The 26,252-nt window shown below is 62.1% G+C and carries 1 protein-coding gene; it reads right to left on the bottom strand.

The window, feature by feature from the left end; genetic code table 11:
- Positions 1–63: 63 nt before the first annotated feature.
- On the bottom strand, positions 64–26,130 hold the full coding sequence (locus tag JNB91_RS11720; protein ID WP_220325696.1) for an Ig-like domain-containing protein: 26,067 nt from the start codon (positions 26,128–26,130) through the stop codon (positions 64–66).
- Positions 26,131–26,252 lie beyond the last annotated feature (122 nt).

Below are 26,252 nucleotides of genomic sequence, written 5' to 3'. Positions count from 1 at the left end.
TAGCCTATCGCGACCCGCCAGTTTCAATACCGGCGGGTCGAATGTGGTTTTCAGAGAAGTACATCAGCGATCGGGCAATTCGCTCCATTGCTGAAGCGCCTGACCGAGCGTGAACATTTCATCGCCATAAAGGTCTGTTGCTGCAAGCAAATGGTCCGAGAAAAGCCCAGGGCCGATATCGGTTCGCCGGTCGCTGATGTGATCGACGATCGCACCGGTGTGGAGATCGATACGGATCGTGTCAGAGATCACACCGTCCGATGAGCTGCCGTGGACACGCAGATCGATAAATTCGAGGCCTGCCGGTGGACGGCCGATGACGAGGCCCTGTCGGGTCGGCTTCAGCCAGTCCGGCAGTGGTCTTCCGTCCGCCAGCGTGACACCGAAGGCAGCATTTTCCACCTCTCCCTGCGACGACGGCATGATGTAGAGATAGTCGTTATAGACCATCGTATCGATCTGGAACCAGGTGCTTTCCGCGCCTTCGCGCGCCAGATGGATGTTCGAGCCGCCCTTGAAGAAACCGGCGGTGAGATCGTCGATGATACGCCCGCTCTCGACCCAATCGCCGATCTGGTTTGCGGCGTGGATGACAGCACCTTCTTCCGGCAGGTAACCCACACCATTCAGCGAGCGGATGGAGTTGACGACATTAACGATCGGGCCTTGCGCCGTCAGGTCGGCAATCCCGTCCAGATCGTCCATGATCGAGGATATCGGTGACGTGGATCCGGCAGAAATGCTCTCCGAAACGGACGGCGGCTGCCAAGGGTCGTTTGGTTCGAAAACAACTGGCGGCGGCGGATCCACTTCGAGCGGCGGACGCGGTTCCTGCGGGCCTTCAACCGGATCCACCGTGATTGTAACGGTGTAGGTTGCGGTATTGGTGCCGTCGCTTACCGTGAAGCTGAAACTGTCAGACCCGCTATATCCGGTTGCTGGCGTATAGGTATAGGTGCCGTCTGGGTTGATCGTGACGGTGCCGTGCTGCGGACCGGTACCGAGACCATAGGTGATCGGTTGCCCTTCCGGATCGAGCGCAGGCGGCAGGTTGCCCGAGATCGACGTTCCTTCGGTCACGGAGATGGACGTGCCTGAGGAGACCGGTGGATCGTTGACCGGCTCGACCGTGATGATGATGGTGTATGTGGATGTCGAACGGCCGTCGCTGACGGTATAGGTGAAGGTATCCGTGCCGTTGAAGTTCAGCGCCGGGATATAGCTGTAAGTGCCATCCGCATTGACGGTGACCGTGCCATGAATGGCTGGAGCGCCGAGACCATAGGTCAGCGTGTCACCATCCCCATCTGTCGCAACCGGCAAACGGCTGTTGAGCGTCGTGTCCTCGAAGGCTGTGACATTGGCATCGGATCCCGCAGGTGGCCGATTTCCGGCGCCGACTGAGACTGTCACGGTATAGGTCGATGTCGCCCGCCCATCGCTGACCGTGTAGGTGAAGCTGTCGCTGCCGCTGTAACCCGCAGCCGGACGATAGCTGTAAGAGCCATCGGGATTGATCGTCACGGTGCCGTGGCTCGCCTGGCTACCGAGCCCATAGGTCACCGCATCACCTTCCGGATCAATGGCTTGGGGGAGGGAGCCGGTTGATGTCACGCCGGATGTGGCGGAGATCGACGTATCCGAGGCAAGCGGCGCGTCGTTGACCGCAGTTACGGTAACCGTCGCGGTGTAGGTCGAAGTCGCCGTGCCGTCGCTCACCGTATAGGAGAACGTGTCGGTACCGCTGAAATTCCGGTTCGGGACATAACGATATGTACCATCCGGGTTGATCGTTACCGTACCCCGCGATGGGGCAGCGCCAAGGCCGTAGGTGACCGGACTACCTTCGGGGTCGATGGCAATCGGGAGGCGGCCTGTCGCCACCGTATCTTCTGCCGTCGTCAAGGCGGCGTCTTCACCACGCGGCGGGTCGTTGACCGGAGCGACAATGATCGAAATCGTACAGGTAACTGTCGCTGTGCCGTCGCTCACCCGGTAGGTGAAGCTATCGGTGCCGCTGAAGTCTGCGGCAGGCACGTAACGATATGTGCCATCGGCATTGATCGATACCGTTCCATGGTTCGCCTGATTGCCGAGGCTGTAGGTTAGCGCATCACCATCCGCATCGGTTGAGACCGGCAGGCGACCATTGAATATGGTGTCCTCGACAACATTGATGCTTCCATTGCTGCCGACCGGGATGTCGTTGACCGGGCGCACGGTAACCGTGACCGTATATGTAACCGTGACGACACCGTCGCTGACGGTATAGGTGAATGTATCGGTGCCGTTGAAATTGGCATTCGGTACATAGGTGTAGCTACCATCCTCGTTTACGGTGGCCATCCCGTTTTTGGCCTGTTCTCCAAGACCATAGGACAGCCTGTCGCCGTCCACATCCGTCGCGCCAGGCAACGGTCCGGAGGCCGAGCCATCTTCGTTGATCGTCACCTCGAAGTCTTCGCCGACCGGCGGATCGTTCTGCGCGTCGACAGTGACGGTGATCGTATAACTCCGCTCGATACGGCCGTCGCTGACTGTATAGGTGAACCGATCAATGCCGTTGAAATCGGCATTGGGAGTGTAGGTGTAAGTGCCGTCGAGATTGATCGTGACCGTTCCGTTTTCCGCCTGCTGGCCGAGGCCGTAGAAAAGCGCATCGCCATCGGGATCCGTCGCGAGTGGGAGACGGCCGTCGAAAGGCGTGTCCTCGCCGGTGCGGATGGTACCATTTGAACCGACAGGGGCGTCGTTGACGGCATTTACGGTGATGGTGACCGTATAACTGCGTGTCGCAGTGCCATCGGTAACGGTGTAGATGAACGAGTCCGCGCCGTTGAAATTGGCATCTGGGATATAGGTATAGGTGCCGTTGGCGTTGACCGTCAGGCTGCCATGCGACGGATCGCTGCCCTTGGCATAGGTGAGCGGGTCGCCATCGACATCGGTGGCAACCGGCAAAGTGCCGTTCAAGACCGTGTCCTCGTTGATCGTTACCTCATCATTGCGGCCGACCGGGGCATCGTTGACAGCACTGACGGTGACCGTGACCGTATAGGTCGCGCTCACCGAACCGTCGCTCACCGTATAGGTGAACGTGTCCGCACCATTGTAATTGGCAGCCGGCGTGTAGGTATAGGTTCCGTCCGAATTCACGACGACTGTGCCGTGGGCCGGCAGCGTTGTGCCGAGGCCGTAGCTAACCGGCTGGCCTTCCGGGTCGGTGGCGCGCGGCAGGGTTCCGCTTGCGGGCACATCCTCGGTGACCGAGATGCTGGTGTTGGAGCCGATCGGGGCGTCGTTCTCCGCCGTGACGGTGATCGTCACCGTATAGGCGGCAGACGAGGCCGAGCCGTCGCTGACCGTGTAGGTGAATGTGTCCGTGCCGAAGAAATTCGGGTTCGGTACGTAACGATAGGTACCGTCCGTATTGACCGTGACCGTGCCGTTCGTAGCGTTGCGTCCGATCACATAGGTGAGCGGATCACCCTCCACATCGGTCGCTGGCGGCAAGGTGCCGTCGAAGGGCGTGTCCTCGATGGCGGTGACCGCATCGTTTCTGCCGACCGGGGCATCGTTGACCGGATCGACATCGATCGTGACGGTGTAGACGGCGGAGGTGCCGGGGCCATCGGTGACCGTGTAGGTAAACGAGTCGGGACCATTGTAATTGGCAGCAGGGGTATAGGTATAGCTGCCATTCGCGTTGAAGGTGAGCGTGCCGTTGGTCGGACCGGTGCCGAGGACATAGGTGATCGGGTTGCCTTCGACATCCGTCGCCGGCGGAAGCTGCCCGTTGAACGGTGTATCCTCGGTGACGGTGATGGCGGTATCGGACGCAGTCGGGGCGTCGTTGACCGGATTGACGGTGATCGTCACCGTGTATGTGCTGGTCGCCGCACCGTCGCTCACCGTATAGGTGAAGCTGTCCGTGCCGTTGAAATTGGTGGCGGGGGTATAGGAATAGGTGCCGTTCGGATTGACTGTGACGGTACCGTTCAGTGCGCCACGCCCGAGGCCATAGGTGATCGGCTGGTTTTCCGGGTCGGTTGCCTGCGGCAGCGTGCCGTTGACGATCGGCGTGTCTTCGTTGGTGGTAACGTCTGCATTCTCGGCAATGGGAGGATCGTTTTCCGGGCCGACCGTGACGATGACTTCATAGGTATTCGAGCCACCCTCGCCGTCCGACACCGTATAGGTGAACATGTCTGAACCACTGAAATCGAGGTTCGGCGTGTAGGTATAGGAGCCGTCCGAATTGAGCACGATCGTGCCGTTCGTCGGGGCGGCGGCGAGCGCATAGGTGACATCGTTGCCTTCGACATCGCTCGCAGGCGGAAGCTGGCCGTCATACGGCTCGTCTTCGGCGACGGAAATCGCGGTGTCCGAGGCAATCGGCGCGTCATTGACCGGATCGATGATGATGGTGACAGTATAAGTATTCGAGGCTGCACCATCGCTGACCGTATAGGTAAACGTGTCGGTGCCGTTGTAATTGGTTGCCGGGCGATAGGTGTAGGTGCCGTTGGCATTGACGATGAGCGTGCCATGCTGCGGTTGGGTGGCGGCACTGTAGGTGACCGGGTTGTTTTCGGCATCGGTGGCTGGTGGCAGCGTGCCGTTGATGATCGGTGTGTCCTCGTCGATCTCGACCGTTACGTCCGACGCGACCGGTGCGTCGTTGACGGGGTTTACGGTGATGTTGACCGTGTAGATGTTGAAGTTGGTGCCGTCTGTGACGCGGAAGGTGAACGAGTCCGAGCCGTTGTAGTTGGCGTTCGGCACATAACGATAGCTGCCGTCATCATTGACGACGACGGTGCCGTTCGCCGTGCCGGTGACCAGTTCGTAGGTGACATCGTCGCCTTCCGCATCGGTTGCGGCCGGAAGCTGGCCGTCGAAGGGCGTATCCTCGTTGAGAGTGATCGAGGCACCAGAGGCGATCGGCGCGTCATTGACTGCAGTGACCGTGATGGCAATCGTGTAGGTACTCGTCGCCGTGCCGTCGCTGACCGTGTAGGTGAATGAGTCCGCGCCGTTGTAATTTGCGGCCGGGGTATAGGTGTAACTGCCGTTCGCGTTGATGGTCAGAGTGCCGTGCTGAGGCTGGCTGCCGACGCCATAGGTGACCGGCATTCCCTCGGGATCCGTCGCGGCAGGCAACTGGCCGGGATAGGCCGTGTCTTCCGTCACCGTGATTGAACCATCAGAACCGATCGGGGCGTCATTGACCGGCGAGACGTCGATGGTGACGGTCGCCGTCGTCGTGCCGCCCTGGCCGTCGGAAATGGTCACGGTGAAGGTGTCGGTACCGTTGAAATTGGTGCCGGGTGTGTAGAGATAGGCGCCCGAGGCGTCGATCGTCACGCGGCCATTGGCCGGCTGGGCGGTGATCGCGTAGCTAAGCGGATCGCCATCGACATCGGTGGCGGGGATCGTGCCGGCGATCGGCGTGTCTTCCGCCGTCGTGATGCGCTGGTCGGAGGCCACAGGCGCGTCGTTGACCGGGGCGATCATGATCATCGCCGTACTTGTCGCCGTCAACTGGCCGCCTGCGCCGGTATTGCCGCGGTCGTTGGTGGTCATCGTCAGGGTGACGGCCGCGCTGCTATCCGCAACCGGGCGATAGATCGGGGCCGTCGGGCCCGCGAGCCAGGCATTGATGTTTGCGACAGTGCCGGTCAGCGTGATCAAACCGGTACCGCCGTCGGAAACCGTGACATTGCCGCCGGAAAAAGCGATCAGCGAGCCGGCGTTGACGCCGAGCGTGACCGTAATCTGTGAATTGCCTGCATCGACATCGGTGATAGAGATGCCGGTGAGCGTCAGGTCGGTGTCTTCCGAACCGTTGAAACTGCCCGGCAGTGTATTAACCGGCGCATCGTTGATGGCTCTAACCGTGCCGGAGACGATCGCATCGCGGCTGATCGCACCATCGGAGACGGTGTAGCTGAAGGACGGGGTGCCGTTGTAGTTCGCAGCCGCCGTGAAAGTGAGCGTGCCGTCGGCATTGAGCGAGACAGTGCCGCCGGAGACGGTGACCGGATTGCCGGCGGAGATCGCCTGGCCGTTGATGGCGGTGACGGTTAGAGCGTCGGCATCCGGGTCGCTGTCGTTGGCGAGGACGTCGATCACGGTGCTCCCGTCCTCGTCGATCGCAAATATATCGTCGGCGGGGACCGGTGCATCGTTGACCGCGCCAATGTTGATGGTGACGATCGCGGTATCGAAACCGCCGCTTCCATCGGCGACCTGATAGGTGAAGCTGTCGGTACCGTTGAAGAAGGCGTTCGGGACGTAGGTGAAGGTGCCGTCGGCGTTCAGTGTCAGCGTGCCGCTCGCCGGGCCGTTGACGAGCGAGACGGTGAGCGGATCCTCATCCGTATCGGCGCCATTGCCGTTGTTTACCAGAACATTGCCGGTGAGCGTGTCGCCCTCGTCGATGGAGAACGTATCGTTCTGAGCGTCGGGCGCCGGGTTGGTGATGGTCCATGTGAAGGCCCGCTCGACGGTGCCGCCATTGCCGTCGCTCGCCGTCATGGTGACGGCGAAGGCGCGGGTGCCGGTTGGGCCAGAGGCGGACGGTGAGATCGTGCCGGTGATCCGGCCGGTTGCGGCATTGTAGGAGAGCCCGGTCGGCAGGCCGGTGATCGTATAGGTCAGCGTATCGCCATCGACATCGGCAAAACCGGCGGCGAGGTCGACATCGACCGCGGCGCCATCAAGATCGGCGCGTGGCGGAAGTGTCGGCGCGGTCGGCGCGTCGTTGACGCCGGTGACGGTGACGGTAAGCGTGGCCGTATCGGTGCCGCCATTGCCGTCCGAGATCGTGTAGGTGATCGTGGAGACTCGGCTTTCGCCCAATTGCAGATCCTGGAAGGCCGAGCCGGGGTTGAAGGTGTAGGAACCATCCGCGAGGATGACGAAGGTACCTCCGCCGGAACCGGCAAGCGTTGCGCCGACGCCATTCTGATTGCCGCCGACCGCCACGACGGTCAGCGTGTCGCCATCCGCATCGCTGTCGCTGCCGATGATGACATTACCGTCGATCGGCGTGTTCTCGTCGGTCGTTGCCGTGTCGCCTTCGGCGACGGGGACGTCGTTGATGGAGGTCACCTGGCCGGAAACGGTGGCGGTCGAGGTCGTGGAGCCATCGGAGACGGTGTAGGTGAAGGTCAGCGGGCCGTTGAAATTCGGCGTCGCGGTGAAGGTCAGCGTGCCGTTGGCATTGAGCGTGATCGTGCCGCCCGTGACGGCAACTGTGCCGTTTACGGCAATCGCCTGGCCGTTGATTTCGGTAATCGTCAGCGTGTCGTTGTCAACATCGCTGTCGTTGGCGAGCACGTCGATGATCGTGCTGCCGTCTTCATTCACGGTAAAGCTATCATTGCCGAGCGCAGGGGCGTCGTTGACCGCGTCGACATCGACCGTGATCGTGTAGGTGACAGTCGCGGTGCCATCCGAGACCGTATAGGTGAAGCTGTCGGCGCCTGCGTAATTCGGGTTCGGCGTGTAGGTGAACGTACCGTTCGGATTGACCACGACACGGCCGTTCGTCGGCTGGGTCCCGGCCGCATAGGTGAGCGTCTGGCCCTCGGCATCGGTGGCGACAGGAAGGGTACCGCTATAGGGCGTGTCCTCGGTGACCTCGATTGTGCCGTTCGCACCGATCGGAGCGTCATTTGCGCCGGTGACTGTCACGGTGAAGGTGGCCGTCGACGTACCGCCCTGGCCGTCGGAGATCGTGTAGGTGACCGAGGTGATGCGGATCTGGCCGGCGGCGAGATTGTCGAAGTCTGTGCCCGGATTGAAAGTGTAGGCACCGTTGGTGCCTATGGTAAAGGTGCCGCCGGCGGTTCCTGCCACAGCCGTGCCGACACCGGTCGCATTGCCGTTAACGGCCGAAACGATGATCGTGTCGCCATCCGGGTCGGTATCCGCACCAGAGCCATTATTGATAAAGACGGAGCCAGTTGCGGGTGTGTTTTCTCCCGTGGTGATCGCGTCGTTCTGGGCGATCGGGGCAGGGTTGAAGACGGTGATGGTGAAGGTGCGGGTGATTGCGCCGCCCGGTTGGCCATCGTCGACCGTAACGGTGATCGTGTAGACGCCGTCTGTGCCGCCCTGGCTGGCATCGCTTTCCAGCGTGCCGGTGATGGTGCCGTCTGCGCTCATCGTCAGCCCGTCGGGCAGCCCGGTCGCGATGAAGGTGAGGTCGTCACCATCGGCGTCGGTGAAGAATTGCGAGACATCGAGCGTCACGTCGTCGGCATCATCGAAGGCCTTGTTGGGGATCTCGCCTTCCGGTGGGTCTTCGACATTGGCGACCACGACATTGACGGTGAAGGTGACAGTCGTGCGACCATCGTTGACCGTATAGGTGAACGTGTCGTTGCCGGCGAAGTTTGCCGCCGGGATATAGGTATAGCGGCCATCGGTGCCGATGGTGATCGTGCCGTTCGCCGGCTGGGTGGCGATCGCATAGGTCAGCGGATCACCGTCCGCATCGGTGACCGGCAGGTCGCCGGTTGCCTGAGCGTCCTCATCTACATTGATGGTAAAGGCGCCGCCGACGGGGGCGTCGTTTTCGCCGGTAACGGTGATGGTCAGTGTGCCGATGGATGTCCCGCCATTGCCATCTGAGACCGTGTAGGTAACGCTCGTCGTGCGGGTTTCCCCGACCTGCAGGTCATCAAACTGAGTGCCGGGATTAAAATCATACGTACCATTGGCGCGAATGGTGAAAGTACCACCGTTCGAACCGGCAACTGCCGTGCCGACGCCCGCACCTGTACCCCCTACTGCGGAAACAGCAAGCGTGTTGTTTTCCGCGTCCGTATCATTGGCGAGCACGCTCGGGCCGTTGGTGATGGGTGTGTTCTCGCCAGTCGTCGCCGTGTCGTCGTTGGCGACCGGCGGGTCGTTGACTGCACCGACGATAACGGTTGCTGTCGCCGAAGCCGTCTCGTCGCCGTCGTCAGTGACCGAGATGGTCAGTGTGCGGGTTCCGGCGGTCAGGTTGTCGCTGCGGTTCTCATACTGGATGGCGCGCAGGAGGGCGCTCGTCGACGCTTCCGACATCGGTACGGAACTGCCTGCCGCATTTTCGAAATGCAGGCTGTCTGCACCATCATAGTCGAAGAAGAAGGTTGTTCCGCCGAAGGAGATCGTGCCGCTCGAGGCGGTGCCGTAGACGATGTCGACTGCGCCATTCAGGTGGATGACTTCGCTGCCTTCATCGGTGAAGCCACCGAGGTCGATATCGAGGGAGATGATGCCGCCCTCGATATCCGCGACGATTGCATCGGGCGAGACTATCAGTACCGGAGCACTGCCTTCGGTGAACGAGGCGGAACTGTCGGTTCCCGTGTCTGAGCCGTTCAGGTCGATGACCGGCGGATCGTTTTCCGCAGCGATGTTGATCGTGACCGAAGCGTCGGAGAAGCCTCCATTGCCGTCGTCTATGCGATAGGTGAAACCGACCGTGCCGTTGAAATTCTCCGTCGGGCTGAAGGTAAGGCTGCCGGTTGCATTGTTCAGCGTCACACTGCCACCGGCGACTGCGATAGTCTGTCCGATCGCGATCGGCTGACCGTTGATCTGGGTAATGGTCAGCGGATCGTTGTCCGGATCGCTGTCAGCGCCCGCAGCGCCGCTTTCAGTACCGGCGCCGGTGATCGGGTTGAAGGTGACCGGCGTGTCTTCGTCGGTGTTGACGATATCGTTTTCGGCATCCGGTGCCGGGTTCGTCACGGTGAAGACGAAGCTGTCGGAGACGGAGAGACTGCCGTCGCTGGCAGTGACGGTGATCGTGTAGGGGCTGCCCTGCGAAGCATTGGCCGCAAGCGTGCCGCTGATCAGACCGGTGGCGGGATCATAGGTGAGGCCGGGCGGCAATGCACCGACGGTGATCGTCAGCGCCTGGCCGTCGACATCGCTGAAATAGGGGCGGACGTCGAGGCTGAAGGCGGAACCATCGACCTGGGTGCGATCCGGAATGGGTGTCGCCACCGGCGCATCGTTGACCGGATTGACGGTGACCGTGACGGTTGCTGTATCCGAACCGCCATTCCGGTCCCCGATCGTATAGGTGAAGGATTCCGTTCCGTTGAAATTGGCATTCGGGGTAAAGCGCAGGACTTCGCGACCGTCCTCGTTGAGGATGAGTTGGACGGAGCCGTTCGGCGTCATCACGGCCGGACCGCCGACGGTAAGGTTGACGCCTTCGACCAGGATCACCGTGTCCGTATCGCCGTCCGGGTCGGTATCGTTGGCGAGGATGTCGATGTCGACCGGCGTATCCTCATCCGTCGAGACCGCGTCGTTCTCGGCATTCGGGGCGACGTTCTTGATGGTATAGGTGAATTCCTCGAATGTGCTGGCGCCATCCGGATCCGTGGCGGTGATCCTGACGAGGAAGTTGCGTGTGCCCGTCGGACCGGACGCATCCGGATCGATCCTGCCCGAAATGATGCCGGTTACCGGGTCAATCGACAGGCCGGGCGGCAGGCCGGTTGCCGTAAACGTGAGTGCCTCGCCTTCGGGATCGACGAAATTGCCGGAGATGTTGAGGCTGATCGTGTCTCCGTCATTGCGCTCCATGCTCGCTATGTCAGAGGAAATCGGTGGATCGTTCTCTGCATCGACCGAAACCGTGATGATGCCGGTGCTGTAACCACCCTGTCCGTCGGTAATACGATAGACGATCGTGTCCGTACCATTGTAGTTGGCATTCGGCGTGTAGGTGAGCGTACCGTCGGCGTTGACCACGACGGTGCCATTGCCGGCAACCGGTGGAAATGCGGGATCGATGGAAAGTGTATCGCCGTCCGGATCGGTATCCGCGCTCGCAGTGCCGCTTGTCGTGCCGGCGCCGGTGATAGGATTGAAGGTGACGGGCGTATCTTCGGCGGTTTCGACCGTATCGTTGACCGCGACAGGCGCGGGGTTGGTCACCGTGAAGGTGAAGGTTTCCGAAATGGTTCCGCCTGTGCCATCGGACGCAGTGACCGTGACCGCATAGACGCCGGTGCCGTTCAGGCCGCCCTGGCTGGCATTGTTGGCAATCGTGCCCGTAACGGTTCCATCTGCCGCCATGGACAGGCCTTGCGGAAGACCCGTTTGCGTGAATGTCAGCGTGTCGTTGGCATCGACATCCTGGAAGAAGGTGCCGAGATGCAGGGGGTGGCTGGTCAGAGACTGTCCATCTGCGCGGGTGTAATCCGGGATAGTATCTGCTGTCGGGTCGTCGTTGACGCCATTGACTGTCACGGTGATCGTCGCTGTATCGTAATTGGTCCCGTCACTGACGCGATAGGTGATGGTCGTCGTGCGCGGCGGATCACCAGCCGACATGTCGTCGAAATCCGTGCCCGGATTGAATGTGTAGGTTCCGTTGGCATTGATGATGAATGTCCCGCCATTCGAGCCGGCAACCGCGATCCCGACATTGCCGGCGACGCCTTCCACCTGATCGACGCTCAGAGTGTCGCCATCCGGATCACGGTCATTGGTCAGCACATTACCGCTGCCTGAGGTATTTTCGTTGACGATCAGCGTGTCATCGAATGCTTTGGGTGGCAGGTTGGTGACAATCCAGGTGATATTGCGGGTCGTCGTGCCGCCATTGCCGTCCGATGCCGTGATCGTGACGGTATAAGGATCGTTATTCGACGCGTTCGCTGCAAGCGTTCCGGAAATCAGGCCTGCGGCATCCATGGTTAGGCCCGGCGGCAGACCGATGGCCGAGAATGTCAGCGTGTCGTTGTCGATATCGCTGAAATATGGGCGAACATCATAGCTGACCGCCTGGCTGTCGCTGTCATACTGGTCGGGGATAGGGCTGGAGGTCGGTGCGTCATTGACCGGCGTCACGCTGACACGGACCGTCGCCGTCGAAACGCCGCCATTGCCGTCGGAGATCGTGTAGACAATGGTGTCGACGCCGTTGAAATTGGCCGCCGGCGTATAGGTCAGTGTACCGTCCGCATTGCGCGTGACAACACCATTGCCGGCGCTGGCAGCGGTGATGGTCAGCGTATCGCCATCCGGATCGACATCCCGGCCTGCAGCACCGCTTGTCGTGCCTGCTCCGGTGATCGGATTGAAGGTGACGGAACCGTCTTCGGCAACGGTTGCAGTATCGTTGTTGGCTGTCGGTCCGGGATTGGTGATGGTCAACTCGAAAGTCTGGGTGGCTGTAGCGTTCGCACCATCAGACGCGACGATCGTGATCGTATAGACGCCGTCATTGGCCGGCCCGCCCTGGCTCGCCTGATTGCTGATATTGCCGTAGATCAGACCTGTCGCGGCATCATATTGCAGCCCGGCAGGCAGGCCGGAGATGGTGTAGGTGAGCGTGTCGCCATCCGGATCGTTGAAGAAGTCGGCGACATCATAGGTGAAGGACTGGCCATCCGCGCGCACGCGGTCGGGGATCGGTTGGGTCGGTGTCGGCGTGTCGTTGACCGGGGTGACGGTCACGGTGACGGTTGCGGTCGCCACCCCGCCATTGCCGTCCGAGATCGAATAGGTGAAGCTTTCCTTGCCGTTGTAATCGGCGGCCGGGGTAAACCGCAGCACCTGATTGCCATTGGCGTCCTCGATCAGTCGTACCGAACCGTGTGTCGTCTGGATGGGGTCCCCGTTAAGCTCCAGAACCTCGTTGTTGACCCGGATGACCTCCGCTGCATCACCATCCGGATCGCTGTCATTGGCCAGGATATTGATGTTGACCGGCGTATCTTCGGGCGTCGTGACCGCATCGTCGCGGGCGATCGGCGGGATGTTGAGAACGGTGTAGTTGAACTCGACGACGGCCGTGCCGCCGCTCGGATCGGTGGCGATGACGCGGATCCGGTAGACAGTTTCGCCTGTCGGTCCTGACGCATCCGCAGCGATCCGGCCACCGATCGTAGCGCCCGTCAGCGTCAGGCCAGAGGGGAGCGGAGAGTCCGGGTCAATCGCGTAGGTCAGTGTGCCGCCTTCGGGGTCAGTGAAGAAGGCAGAGAGGTCGAGACTGTCTGTGTCGCCGTCATTGCGGGTACGGTCGGCGATCGGGCTGCCGACCGGATCATCGTTGACCGGTGTGATCGTGACGGTGACAGTTCCCGTCGCCGTACCGCCATTGCCGTCGGAGATCGTATAGGTGATCGTATCGGTGCCGTTGTAATCGGCATCCGGCAGGTAGGATATTTCGCCATCCGCGAGGATGGTAACCGTCCCATGGGCGGCCGTTGCCGAGACGACCGAAAGCGGATCGCCATCGGGGTCGCTGTCATTGGCAAGGACGTTGATGGTTACGGCTGTATCTTCGGGCGTCGTAACGCTGTCGTTGACGGTGATCGGAGCCGGGTTCGAAATGGTAAGCGCGAAGGACTGCTGGATCGTGCCGCCATTGCCGTCCGAAACGGTTATCGTGATGGTGTAGACACCGTTGTTCCCGCCCTGGCTGGCATTGCGATCGATCGTGCCGGTGATGACGCCGGCAGTGGAGATCGACAGACCTGCGGGCAAGCCGGTCTGGGAATAGGTCAACGCATCGTTGTCGGCATCGGAGAAGAAGCCGGAGACATCGAAATTGACGTTTGCGCCGTCATTGGCAGCGCGATCCGGCAACGGTGTGCCGATCGGCGTGTCGTTGACCGCACTGACCGTCACTGTGGCCGTATATTCATTACGACCGCCCTTGCCATCGGTGACGACGAAGCTGAACGTGTCGGTACCGTTGAAATTGGTGTTCGGCTGGTAGGTATAGGTGCCGTTGGCGTTGATCACCAGCGTTCCGTTGGCCGGCGCGGTGGTGCCGGCGGCAAAGGTGATCGTATCGCCATCCACGTCGGTGGCGGTCAATGTGCCCGATAGCAGTGTGTCCTCGCTGGTCGAGATACTGATATTGGACGAGACCGGTGCATCATTGACCGGCGTGACCGTGCCGATGACCGTGGCATTTGCCGAGGCTGTGCCATCAGAGACCGTATAGGTAAAGCTGACATCGCCGTTGAAATTGGCATTCGGCGTGAAGCTCAGGCGGCCATCGGCATCGAGGCGAATCGAGCCGCCGGTGATCGCAACCGACTGGCCGATGGCAATCGCCGTGCCGTTGATGGCGGTGACGGTCAGCGCGTCGCCGTCTGCATCCGTGTCATTGGCGCGGACATCGAATGTGATCGCGCTATCTTCCGGCGTCGTGAACGTGTCGTTTGCCGCGACCGGTACATCGTTGACCGGCGTGACCGTGCCGTTGACCGTTGCGGTCGCCGTGCCGCCATTGCCGTCCGAGATCGTGTAGGTGAAGCTCGGGCTACCATTGTAGTTGGCGGCAGGCGTGAAGGTGAGCGTGCCGTCGGCATTGAGCGTGACCGTGCCACCGGTGACGGAAACGGTTGCGCCTGTAACGATCGCGGTGCCGTTGATCTGGGTGACAGTCAGCGCGTCGCTTTCGACGTCGTTGTCGTTGGTGCGGACGTCGAAGGTTGTTGCCGTGTCTTCCGATGTGGAGAAGGTGTCATTGGCTGCAACGGGGGCGTCGTTGACGGGCGTGACTGTGCCGCTGACCGTCGCGGTGGCTGTGCCGCCATTGCCGTCCGATACCGTGTAGGTGAAGCTCGGCGAGCCATTGTAGTTGGCGGCGGGGGTGAAGGTGAGCGTGCCGTTGGCATTGAGCGTCACCGTGCCGCCGGTGACGGAGACGGTGCCGCCGACCGAAATTGCTGTCGCATTGATACGGGTGATCGTCAGCGCATCGCCGTCCGGGTCGCTGTCATTGGTCAGCACGTTGATGGTGACGGCCGTGTCTTCGGCCGTAGAGAAGGTGTCGTCGGTGGTGACCGGCGCGTCCTGAACCGGGGTGACGGTGCCGTTGACGGTGGCCGTCGCTGAACCACCTTGGCCGTCGGAGATCGTGTAGGTGAAGCTCGGCGAGCCGAAATAGTTGGCGGCAGGGGTGAAGGTGAGCGTGCCATTGGCGTTCAGACGGACCGAGCCGCCGGTCACTGCGACCGAGCCGCCGGAGGTGATGGCAAGGCCGTTGATCTGGCTAACCGTCAGCGGATCATTGTCGGCATCGCTGTCATTGGTGCGCACGTCGAAGGTGATTGCCGTGTCTTCCGGCGTGGTGAACGTGTCGTTGGTGGCGATCGGCGCGTCCTGCACCGGGTTTACCGTGCCGTTGACGGTGGCCGTGGTTGCGCCGCCCTGACCGTCGGAGACGGTGTAGGTGAAGCTCGGGGCGCCGTTGTAGTTTGCCGCAGGGGTGAAGGTGAGCGTGCCGTTGGCATTCAGCGAGACCACGCCGGCGGTCACCGTGCCACTGGTTATCGTGACCGGATTGCCGACCGAGATCGCCGTGCCGTTGATGGCGGTGACGGTGAGCGTGCCGCCGTCGACATCGCTATCGTTTGCCCGCACGTCGAAGGTGACGGGCGTGTCCTCATTGGTGGTGAATGTGTCGTTGACGGCGTTCGGCGCATCGTTCTGACCGGTGACTGTGACCGTCACGGTGGCGGTGGCAGTGCCGCCCTGACCGTCGGAGATCGTGTAGGTGACGGTGGTGGTGCGGGTCTGGCCGGCGGCCAGGTTGTCGAAGCTGGTGCCGGGATTGAAGGCATAGGTGCCATCGGCATTGATGGTGAAAGTGCCGCCGTTCGAGCCGGCAACGGCCGTGCCGACGCCCGCGCCGCTGCCGCCGACGGCCGAGACGGTGATTGGGTCGCCATCGGGGTCGCTGTCGACACCGGAGCCGTTATTGGCGAAGACGGAGCCGTTGAGGGCGGCGTTTTCGGTGGTCGCCAGCGCATCGTTGTTGGCGATCGGGGCCGGGTTGGCGACCGCCCAGTTGAAGCTGCGGCTTGTCTGCGCGCCCAGACTGTCGGTGGCGGTGACGGTGACGGAATAGGGGCCGTTGACGCTGGCGCTGCGGTTGATCGTGCCGGTGATGACGCCCGCGGCGCTGATCGACAGGCCGGGGGGCAGGCCGGTGGCGGAATAGGTCAGGGTATCGCCGGCATCCGGGTCACTGAAATTGCCGGAGACATTGAACGATACCGTCTGGGCGTCGTTGGAGCTCTGGTTGGCGATCGGAGTGGAAACCGGTGCGTCGTTGATGCCGGTGACGGTGACGGTGAACGTGGCGGTGGCCGTGCCGCCATTGCCGTCCGAGACCTGATAGGTGACGGAGCTGGTGCGCGTCTGGCCGGCGGCGAGATTGACGAAGGCCGTGCCGGGGTTGAAGACGGCCGCGCCATTGGCGCCGATGGTGAATGTGCCGCCGTTCGAGCCGGCAATCGCCACGCCGACATTGCCGGACACGCCGTTGACCTGCGAGACGGTCAGCGTGTCGCCGTCGACATCGCTGTCGTTGGTCAGCACATTTGCCGAGACATTGCTGTTTGCTGCGGTCTGGGCGCTGTCGTTGGCGGCGACCGGGGCATCATTGACGGCATTGACGTTGACGGTGACGGTATATTCGACGCTCGTCGTGCCATCGCTGACGCGGTAGCGGAACGTGTCGGTGCCGTTGAAATTGGCGGCGGGCGCGTAGGTATAGGTGCCGTTGGCGTTGATGGTGACGACGCCATGCGAGGGGCCGAGCGAGCCGGCCGAATAGGTCAGCGTATCGCCATCGACATCGGTCGCGACCGGCAGCGTGCCGGAGAAGAGCGTGTCCTCGTTGGTGCTGATCGCCACATTGGAGCCGACCGGGGCATCGTTGACCGGGGCGATGTTGATGGTCGACGTGTCGCTATCGCTGAGCGCGCCGCCTGTGCCGGTATTGCCGCCATCGTTGGTGACCATGGTGAGCGTGACGGCGCCATTGGCATTGGCGACCGGCGTGTAGGTGGGGCGCGAGGAACCGGCGAGGAAGGCGTTGATATTGGCGACCGTGCCGGTGAGCGTGATTGCGCTGCCCGAGCCGGTGACGGTGACGCCGCCGCCCGTGGTGGCCGACAGGGTGCCTGAGCCGACAGAGAGGGTGACGCTGACATTGCTTGAACCGGCATCGACATCGGTGATCGAGATGCCGGTCAGCGCAAGTGTGGTGTCTTCATTGGTGGTGAAGCTGCCGGGCAAGGTGTTGACCGGGGCGTCGTTGACGGCGGTGACGTTGAGGGTGATCGTGTTCGGCGTCGGGTCGGTATTGGCGCCGCCATTGGCCGTGCCGCCATTATCGCGCACCTGGAAGGTGAAATTGGCATAGGCTGCGCCATTGGCATTGGCGGCGGGGGTGAAGACGAGGCTGCCGATATTGGCGGCGTTGATCACCTGGTTCGCGGTCACCGCTACGCCGCCGAGCGTCAGCGTGCCGTTCGTTGGCAGGGTAGTGATGATGACTGCGGAGAGCGTGTTGGCGGGGTTGTCGTTGGCGTCAGTGAAGCCGAAATCGGCGGCAGTGAACGTGTAGCTTCCATCTTCCGTCAGGGTGATGGTCTTGTCGGCGCCGGACGGTGCGTCGTTGACCGACGTGATGGTGATGGTCGAGGTGTCGATATCGGTCAGCGCCGGGCCGCCCGTATTGCCGTTATCGTTGGTCGTCATCGTCAGGGTGACGCTGGCAACGGAGTTTGCGGCAGGCGTGAATGTGGGGCGCGAGGCGCCTGCGAGATAGGCATTGATGGCGGAGATCGTTCCGGAGAGGACGATCTGGTTGTTGCCTGAGCCGGTGACGGTGACGCCGCCGGCATTGGCGGCGGCGAGGGTGCCGCTATCGACGGCAAGCGTGACGGAGACCGTGCCGGTGCCGGCATCTGCATCGGAAATCGACAGGCCGGTGAGGCCGAGGCCTGCGTCTTCCAGCGTCGTGTAATTGGCCGGAATGGTGTTGACCGGCGGCGTGTTGATGGAGGCGACGGCGACGGTGACCGTGCCGGTCTCAGTGACGCCGCCGGAGGTGACCGTGTACTGGAAGGTGGTGACACCGTTGTAATCGAGCGTCGGGGTGAAGACGAGCTGGCCACCGGCGGTGAGTTGCACCGCCCCGTTTGCCACCGCAACCGTGCCGCCAACCGCAATCGAGGTGCCGTTGATGGCGGTGATCGCGCGGCCCGGATTGTTGAACGTGTCGTTGACGAGAACGGGAATGGTGACCGCCACATCCTCATCGGTCGAGACGCTGTCATTGGTAATGTCGGCGACGGGCGTGACCGTTACACCGATCGTATCGACATCGGAGAGCGCGCCATCCGAGGTGGTGAGCGTGATCTGAGCGGAGCCGTTGTAATCGCGGGTCGGCACGTAGGTGGCACCGGCGAGTGCCGCGTTGATCGCAGCCGTGGTGCCTGAGAAAGTCATCGTCGCATCCGACGTGCCGTCGCCTGCGGTGAAGGTGAGGCCGGATATGCCCGACAGCGAGAAGGCGCCGTTGGTGACGGTGAGGGTGACCGTCAGCGTGCCGTTGTCGACATCGGCAACCGTAATCGCGTTGCCGCCAGCGGACGAGAAGGTGATCGTGCCGTCTTCGGCGATCGTCTGCGCGCCCGGCACGGTGTTGACCGGCGCATCGTTGACGGCGGTGACATTGACGGTGACGGTTGCCGTTTCGGTGACGCCGCCCGACGTGACCGTGTAGGTGAAGCTGGTCTGGCCATTGTAATTGGCGGCCGGGGTGAAGGTGATCGTGCCGTCGGAATTCAGGCGCGCGGTGCCGTTGGCGACTGTGACCGTACCGTTGACGGCGACTAGGGTGCCGTTGATGGCGGTGATCTGGTGGGCGCCGTTTTCGAACGAGTCGTTGCCGTTGACGTTGATGATGACGGCGGTGTCTTCGTTGGTCGTGACCGTGTCATTGGCGATATCGGCGACCGGCGTGACGGTGATGGCGATGCCGTCCGTATCGTTGAGCGTGCCGTCATTGGTGACGACGGTCAGCTGGGCTGAGCCGTTATAGTCGGCGGTCGGGGTGTAGGAGAGGCCGGCGAGCGCCGCGTTGATCTGCGCTGCCGTGCCGGCGATGGTGACGGTGCCGGTGCCGTTGTTGCTGATCGTCGCGCCGCCGCCTGCGGTGACGGAAAGCGCGCCGTTGGTGACGCTGACGGTGGTGGTGAGCGTGCCGCCATCGACATCGGCGACGCTGATGCCGCTGATGGCGAGCGGAGCATCTTCCGCCGTCGTCTGCGCGCCCGGCACTGTGTTGACTGGGGCATCGTTGACCGGGTTGACGGTGACGGTGACGGTCGCATTCTCCGTCACGCCGCCGGAGGTGACGGTGTAGGTGAAGCTGGTCGTGCCGTTGTAATCGGCGGTCGGGGTGAAGGTCAGCGTGCCGTTGGCATTGAGGCGCACGGTGCCGTTCGCCACCGTCACCACGCCATTGGCGACGATCGAGCTGCCGTTGATGGCGGTGATCTGGTGGGTGCCGTTCTCGAACGTGTCATTGGCGTTGACGTCGATATTGGCGGCCGTGTCCTCGTTGGTGCTTGCCGTATCGTTGGCGATATCGGCGACCGCCGTGACGGTGATCGTGCGGCTGTCGGTGTCCGTCAGCGTCCCGTCGCTGCTGGTCATGGTCAGCGTGACGGGGCCGTTGAAATCGGCGAGGGGCGTGTAGACCGGCTGGGTGGCGCCGGCAGCCAGATAGGCGTTGATATTGGCGAGCGTACCGGTCAGCGTGATCGTGCCGGTGCCGGAACCCGATACGGTGACGCCACCTGCGGCGGCAGCCGAGATCGTGCCGGCATTGACGCCGATCGAGACCGTCATGCTGACGGTGCCGGCATCGGGGTCGGCGACCGAGAGGCCGCTGATGGCAAGCGGCGTATCTTCCGCCGTCGTGTAGCTTGTGGGCAGCGTGTTGACCGGCGGGTCGTTGACGGGGATGACCGAGACCGTGGCGACGGCTGTGTTGGAGGCGGCCGTGCCGTCGCTGACGGAAATGCTGATCGTGCGGGCGGTGGAGCCCGGATCGTCGGAGGTCGACGAATAGCGGATCTGCTGCAGCGCCGTCTGGTAATCGGCTCTTGTGGCGGTGCCGGTCAGCGTCAGCGTGAAGTTGCTGTAGGTGAAGGACAGGCCGGACGGCAGGGTGCCGGCGATCGACAGCGTATCGCCTGCCACCGGATTGGTGATGGTGATCGTCGCCGAGGACATGGTGGTGTTGTCGACATCGGTGATCAGCACGTCAGTATCGACGATGGCGATGCCGGTGCCGTTTTCCGTGTAGGTCGTGGTGAAGCCGGTGCCGGCGCCGGATGCATCGAGATCGAGAACAGGGGCATCGTTGACCGGGGTGACGGTGATCGTCGAGGTATCGACATCCGTCAGCGTGCCGCCCGATCCGGTATTGCCGCCGTCGCTGGTGGTCATGGTCAGCGTGACCGCGCCGTTGAAGTCGCCGACCGGCGTGAAGGTAGGGCGCGAGGCGGAAGCGAGGAAGGCGTTGATATTGGCCAGCGTGCCGGTGAGCGTGATCGTGCCGGTGCCCGATCCGGCAACGGTAACGCTGCCGGCCGCACTTGCGGTCAGGATACCGGAATTGACGCCGAGCGTGACCGTCATCGTGCCGGATGCGGCATCGACATCGGAAATCTGGATGCCGGTCAGCCCGACCGATGTGTCTTCGGCGGTCGAATAGGTAGGCGGCAGGGTGTTGACGGGGGCGTCGTTGACGGCGGCGATGGTGATCGGGCGGGTGTCGACATCGGTAAGTGCAGTGCCGCCGGTATTACCACCATCGTTGGTGGTCATGGTCAGCGTGACGCTGCCGCTGGCATTGGCGACGGGTACGTAGATCGGGGCTGCGGCCGAGGCGAGATAGGCGTTGATATTGGCGAGCGTGCCGGTGAGCGTGATCGTGCCGCCCGAGCCGGAAATCGTCACGCCGCCGCCCGATGTGGCGGTGAGCGTGCCGGATGTGACGGACAGCTGCACGGTCATCGTGCCGGTGCCGGCATCGACGTCTGCGATGGAAAGGCCGGTCAGCGCAACATTGGTGTCTTCGTTTGTCGCCCAGCCGGAAGCCGGCAGGGTGTTGACCGGGGCGTCGTTGACGGCGGTGACATTGACGGTGACGTTTTCCGTCTCGGTTACGCCACCGGAGGTGACGGTGTAGGTGAAGGTGGCGGTGCCGTTGAAATTGGCAGCGGGCGTATAGGTGATCGTGCCGTCGGCATTGAATGTGACGCTGCCCTGGCCGGCGGGCGGTTGGGTGACTGCGGTCAACGTGCGGCCGGAATTTTCGAAATTGTCGGCGGATGCGCCGTTCGTGCCGGTGATGACGTTGAAGGAGATCGGCGTGTCTTCGTTGGTGGTCACCGTATCGGGCGCGGTATCGGAGACCGGCGTGACGGTGATCGCGACCGTATCGGTATCCGACAGCGAACCGTCCGAGGTGACCATGGTCAGCGTGTCGGTGCCGTTGTAATCGGCATTGCCCTGATAACGCAGCGAGGCGAGAACGGTATTCACCTGCGTCTGCGTGCCGGAAATGGTGACCGTACCGGTGCCGACGCCGGTGACCGTGCCGGCACTGGCGGAGGGCGAGAGGATGCCGTTGGCGACCGTCAGCGTGACGGTGACATTGGTATTGTCGACATCGGTGACGGACAGGCCGGTGATGGCGGTCAGTACATCTTCCTGCACCGTCTGCGTGCCGGGCACGGTGTTGACCGGCGCATCGTTGACGGCGATCACGTTTACCGTGGCGACGGCGGTATTCGAGTTTGCCGCGCCGTCATTGGTGACGACGGTGATCGTGCGGGCGATCGTGGACGGGTTTTCCGAACTGGATGAATAACGGATTGCCTGCAGCGCCGCTTGATAGTCGGCGCGGGTGGCTGAGCCGGTCAGCGTCAGCAGGAAGGCCGTTGAATTGTAAGTGGCATTGATGCCGGCCGGCATGCCGGCCCAGGAGAGAATATCGCCGGCCTGGCCGTTGGCGATCGAGATCGTCATCGACGTCATGTTGGCATTGTCGACGTCTGAAATGAGGCTCGATGCGCCGGTGATGGCGACGCCCGCACCGTTTTCCGTATAGCTGGTCGTATAGCCGGTGCCGTTGCTGCCGGTGTCGAGATCTAGCGTCGGTGCGTCGTTGACGGGAGTGATGTTGATCGAGCGGGTGTCGACATCGGTCTGGGTGCCGCCGGTGCCGGTATTGCCGCCGTCGCTGGTCGTCATGGTCAGCGTCACCGCGCCGTTGGCATCGGCGACAGGCACATAGATCGGCGCGGATGCGGAGGCGAGATAAGCGTTGATATTGGCAAGGGTGCCGGTCAGCGTCAGCGTGGCGGTGCCGGAGCCGCCGATGGTGACGCTGCCGCCCGAGGTGGCGGTGAGCGTGCCTGAGGCGACGCCGAGAGTGACCGTCATCGTGCCGTTTGCCGCGTCGAGATCGGTGATCGACAGGCCGGTCAGCGCGACATTGGTGTCTTCGTTGGTGGTCCAGCCGGCGGCCGGCAGCGTATTGACCGGCGCGTCGTTGACGGCGGTAACGGCGACCGATGTGACGGCCGTGTTGGAGGCGAGCGCACCGTCATTGACGGTGACGCTGATGGTGCGGCCGGTGACCGTGCCGCCGATCGTCGGGTTGTCCGACGTCGAGGAATAGAGGATCTGGGCGAGTGCCGTCTGGTAGGCGGCCTTCGTGGCCGAACCGGTGAGCGTCAGCGTATAGGTGGACGCGTTGTAGCTTGCAGTGATGCCTGCAGGCAACGCGCCGTTGGCGGCCAGAACGTCACCGGCCTGACCGTTGGTGATGACGATCGTTGCGGATGCGATATTGGCGTTATCGACGTCGGTGACAGAGTTGTTGGTGTTGGCGATCGCCACGCCCGCGGCATTTTCGGTGTAACCGATCGAATAACCGGTGCCGGCCGCGGAACTATCGAGATCGATCACCGGAGCATCATTGACAGGGTTGATGGTGATGTTGCGGGTATCGACATCCGTCTGCGCGCCGCCGGTACCTGTGCCGCCGCCATCGCTGGTGGTCATCGTCAGGACGACTGTACCGTTGGCGTCTGCGACCGGGACATAGACGAGAGACGAAGCGGAGGCGAGATAGGCGTTGATATTGGCAAGCGTGCCGGTCAGCGTGATCGTGCCCGTTCCGCCGCCCTGGACGCCAACATTGGCGCTGGTCGCGGCGGTGATCGTGCCGGTCGCCACATTGAGTGTCACCGTCATCGTGCCGCTGCCGACATCGATATCGGCAATGGAAAGGCCGGAAAGCGCGACGCTCGTGTCTTCGTTTGTCGTCCAGCCCGAAGCCGGCAGCGTATTGACCGGGGCATCGTTGACGGCGACGACATTGATCGTCGAGGTGGCAACGGCAGAGGTGAGGCCACCGTCATTGACGGTGACGTTTATGACGCGCGGCGTCGTGCTTGGATCGTCGCCACTGTTGAAGAAGGTGATGGCGCGGATGGCCGCGGCATAATTCGCCTTTGTCGCAGAGCCGGTCAGGGTGACGGTGATCTGACCGGAGACGGACGTATCGATCGAGCCGGTAATGCCGCTCGGCAGCGTTCCGAGCGCGAGCAAGTCACCGGCCTGGGCATTGGTCAAAACGATTGTGGCGGAGCGGATATTGGTGCTGTCGATATCGCGCACATCGGTCAGGGTACTGCCGATGGAAACACCGGCGCCGTTTTCGGTGTAGGTCGTCGTGTAGTTCACACCAGGCGAGGCATCGACATTGGTCAGCGCGCTGACATTGTCGATGAAGATATCGTCATTGCCGGTAACAAGGCCACTGCCGACGCTGGAGAAGCTGAAGACAAGGTTTCCGGTCGCCGCAACCGTATTGGGCAGGTTGATGGTGATGCCGGTCCGTGTCCAGCTGCCGGAAGTCGATGCCGCAACGGTGGAGGGCGAGCCGCTTGCACCGTTGAGGTAGGTGATCGTTGCCGTATTGGCATTGCCGTTCACAGTACCGGTGGTGATGCGCGCATAGACCACCCCACCGATGGAAACATCGACCGTTGATGCGATTGTCGTATCGTTCGGCAGACCGAGTAAAATGCCGTTGTTCCAACCCATTTCGAAGGTCAATTGTGCCGCACCGGACGGAGCCGAGCCGTTATTCCAACCGGAAATGCCGCTCTGTGTCAGCGTTCCGGTCGTATTGTCGCCGGTCCAGGCAAAGCCGCCGCTGTTGACCGCACCCGCACTGCCGCCGACCGTCCAGCCGGTGCTGCCCGGATTGCCCCCATTGTTGATGATCTGCGACGGCGTGGTGCCGGAATTGAGATCGACCACAGGTGCGTAGGCATTATAACCGACATCGGCTGCGAGATTGGCCGCTCCGATCGTGGCCAGTGCAATCGACTGCGCCGTGCTCGTCGTCGCCGCTGCCGTGCCCAAAACACCATTGCTGTCGGTAACGCGCACGACATACTGGCCGGGCAGCACGCCGGTGAACAGATATTTTCCGTCAGCGCCGGTCGTGTCGGTTGCGAGCACCCGTTCGCCGACATCGGCCACACCATTGCCGTTCACGTCATCGATCAACTGAACCGTGACATTGGCGATGCCCACGTCGCCGGTATCGAACGTGCCGTTGGTATTGTTGTCGTCATAGATCTGGTCGCCGATAGACCCGGTCGGCGGCACCCAGCGAGCACCATCGGCAATCGTACCGATCGCAGTCGTTCCATTGGTCGTGATCGCAATCGCCGAGCCGATCGCGGCACCGGTGTTGACGTTGATCTGCTGCAGTGATTGTCCGACAACATAGGTATTGCCGTTGATATCGCCGCCACCCTGGGCAAAGGACGTGCCCGCGGGGTTGGTGAAGGAACTGACGACCGCGCCGGTGGAGAGATTGTAGCGCGTGATCGTTGCGGCTGCACCATTGATGCTAAGCAGGTAATTGTTGGTCGTGTCGATGGCGAAATCGCCCCAGTCATTGGTGCCGGTTACGGCAGAGCCGAACGTGGAGGCTGAGGCGATGGTGCGACCATTGCCGCTGAATGTGATGCGCCAGATTTGGTCGTCACCGGCCGCATTGATGTTCTCGATGCCGAGATAGAGAGAGCCCTGATAGAAAGTCGCGGCACCACTGCCGACACCGCGATCGCCGACCGTTACGCTGAGACCAGTACCGTTGTTCGTCAGGTCATTGTCGATCAGGATATGAGTATTGCTGATGAAGTCATAAGCAAAGAGTGCGCGGTTCGTATTGGCGGCGTTGCTATCCGTGTAATAGACGAGACCGTTCGCCTGATCGACTGCGAGCGAGTTGAGCGTATCGCTGAGCGTCACGCCCCCGATCGTCGCCGGAGCCGTGGTGATCGCGGTGGCCTTGCCGGTCGCTACATCGACGGAATAGAGCGTGCGGCCCGAGACAACGAGCAAAGCGCCATTGCCGACATTCGCCTGGACGTTCAGGAGCTCCGCATATTCACGCTGCGCATCAAGGGAGGGAAGAACGGAAGCGGTGATGTAGCCTGCGCGATATTCCAGATCCCAGTCGCCGCCGAGTGCGGCATTACCGGTGGAATCGGTTGAGGCGGCGATATCGGCGCCGGTCATATACCCCATCATCCGGGCGGCATTCTGACCAAGTTCGCCGCGGGCAAAATCGCAGCCATAGATCAAAATATCAGCATCGTTGGTCAGCGAGGATCGCAGGCTCTGCAGTTCGTCGGCATAATCGCCGGCCATGCTCTCGATCGTCAGTTCCGCCGAGCCGAGATAGAGCCGCCCTTCATCGCCATGGGAGATGATGTGGACCTGCTCCACATCCTCCATGTGGGACAGGGCTTCCGCCAGCTGCTCGACACCGTCGCGTCCTTCTTCCAGGACAATGACCTCGAAATCACCGTCTATGTCCTGAAGCAGCGTTTCATAGTCGGGAACGGAACTGTCCACGACCACGACCTGTTTGACGGATTCGATTGCAGGTTGCGCCGGCTCCGATCCTGCCTCTGGCACTGCCGACAACGCCTTCGACAACGCATCGCTGTCCCGGTCACTTGCTTCGGCAGCCGGATGAGCGTCTGCAGCATCGCCTGATTTTGTAGAATGCTCGTCTTGCGTATGATCCACGGTCGCAGCACCGGCTGCATCGAATGCAATTCGCTGCTCGAGCTCCATGAGCATGGAACTGAACTTGTCCTGTGCTCCCCGCTTCGATTTTCCGGCTTTCTTGCCTGCTGGCGAAGATTTCTCAGGACGAGTGAAATGCTCGTTCATGCCGTGTCTCCCGCTTTAAGACCCCAAACACACCGTGCGGATATATGCCCGGTTGTGCGAAAAGCCTGCGAGCAACGGTCGTCGGATTAACGAGTTCCAAGGATTAGGTTGACCTTGTTTAC

Source organism: Aliirhizobium wenxiniae, assembly GCF_019511445.1.
Taxonomy (GTDB): domain Bacteria; phylum Pseudomonadota; class Alphaproteobacteria; order Rhizobiales; family Rhizobiaceae; genus Neorhizobium; species Neorhizobium wenxiniae_A.
Note: the sequence above shows the minus strand (reverse complement) of the source record. Positions and strands in the feature narration are given on the sequence as shown.

What these genes read in the sequence shown, in the direction of transcription:
- JNB91_RS11720 (WP_220325696.1), bottom strand. Translation starts at nt 26,130, where the DNA reads ATGAACGAGCATTTCACTCGTCCTGAGAAATCTTCGCCAGCAGGCAAG.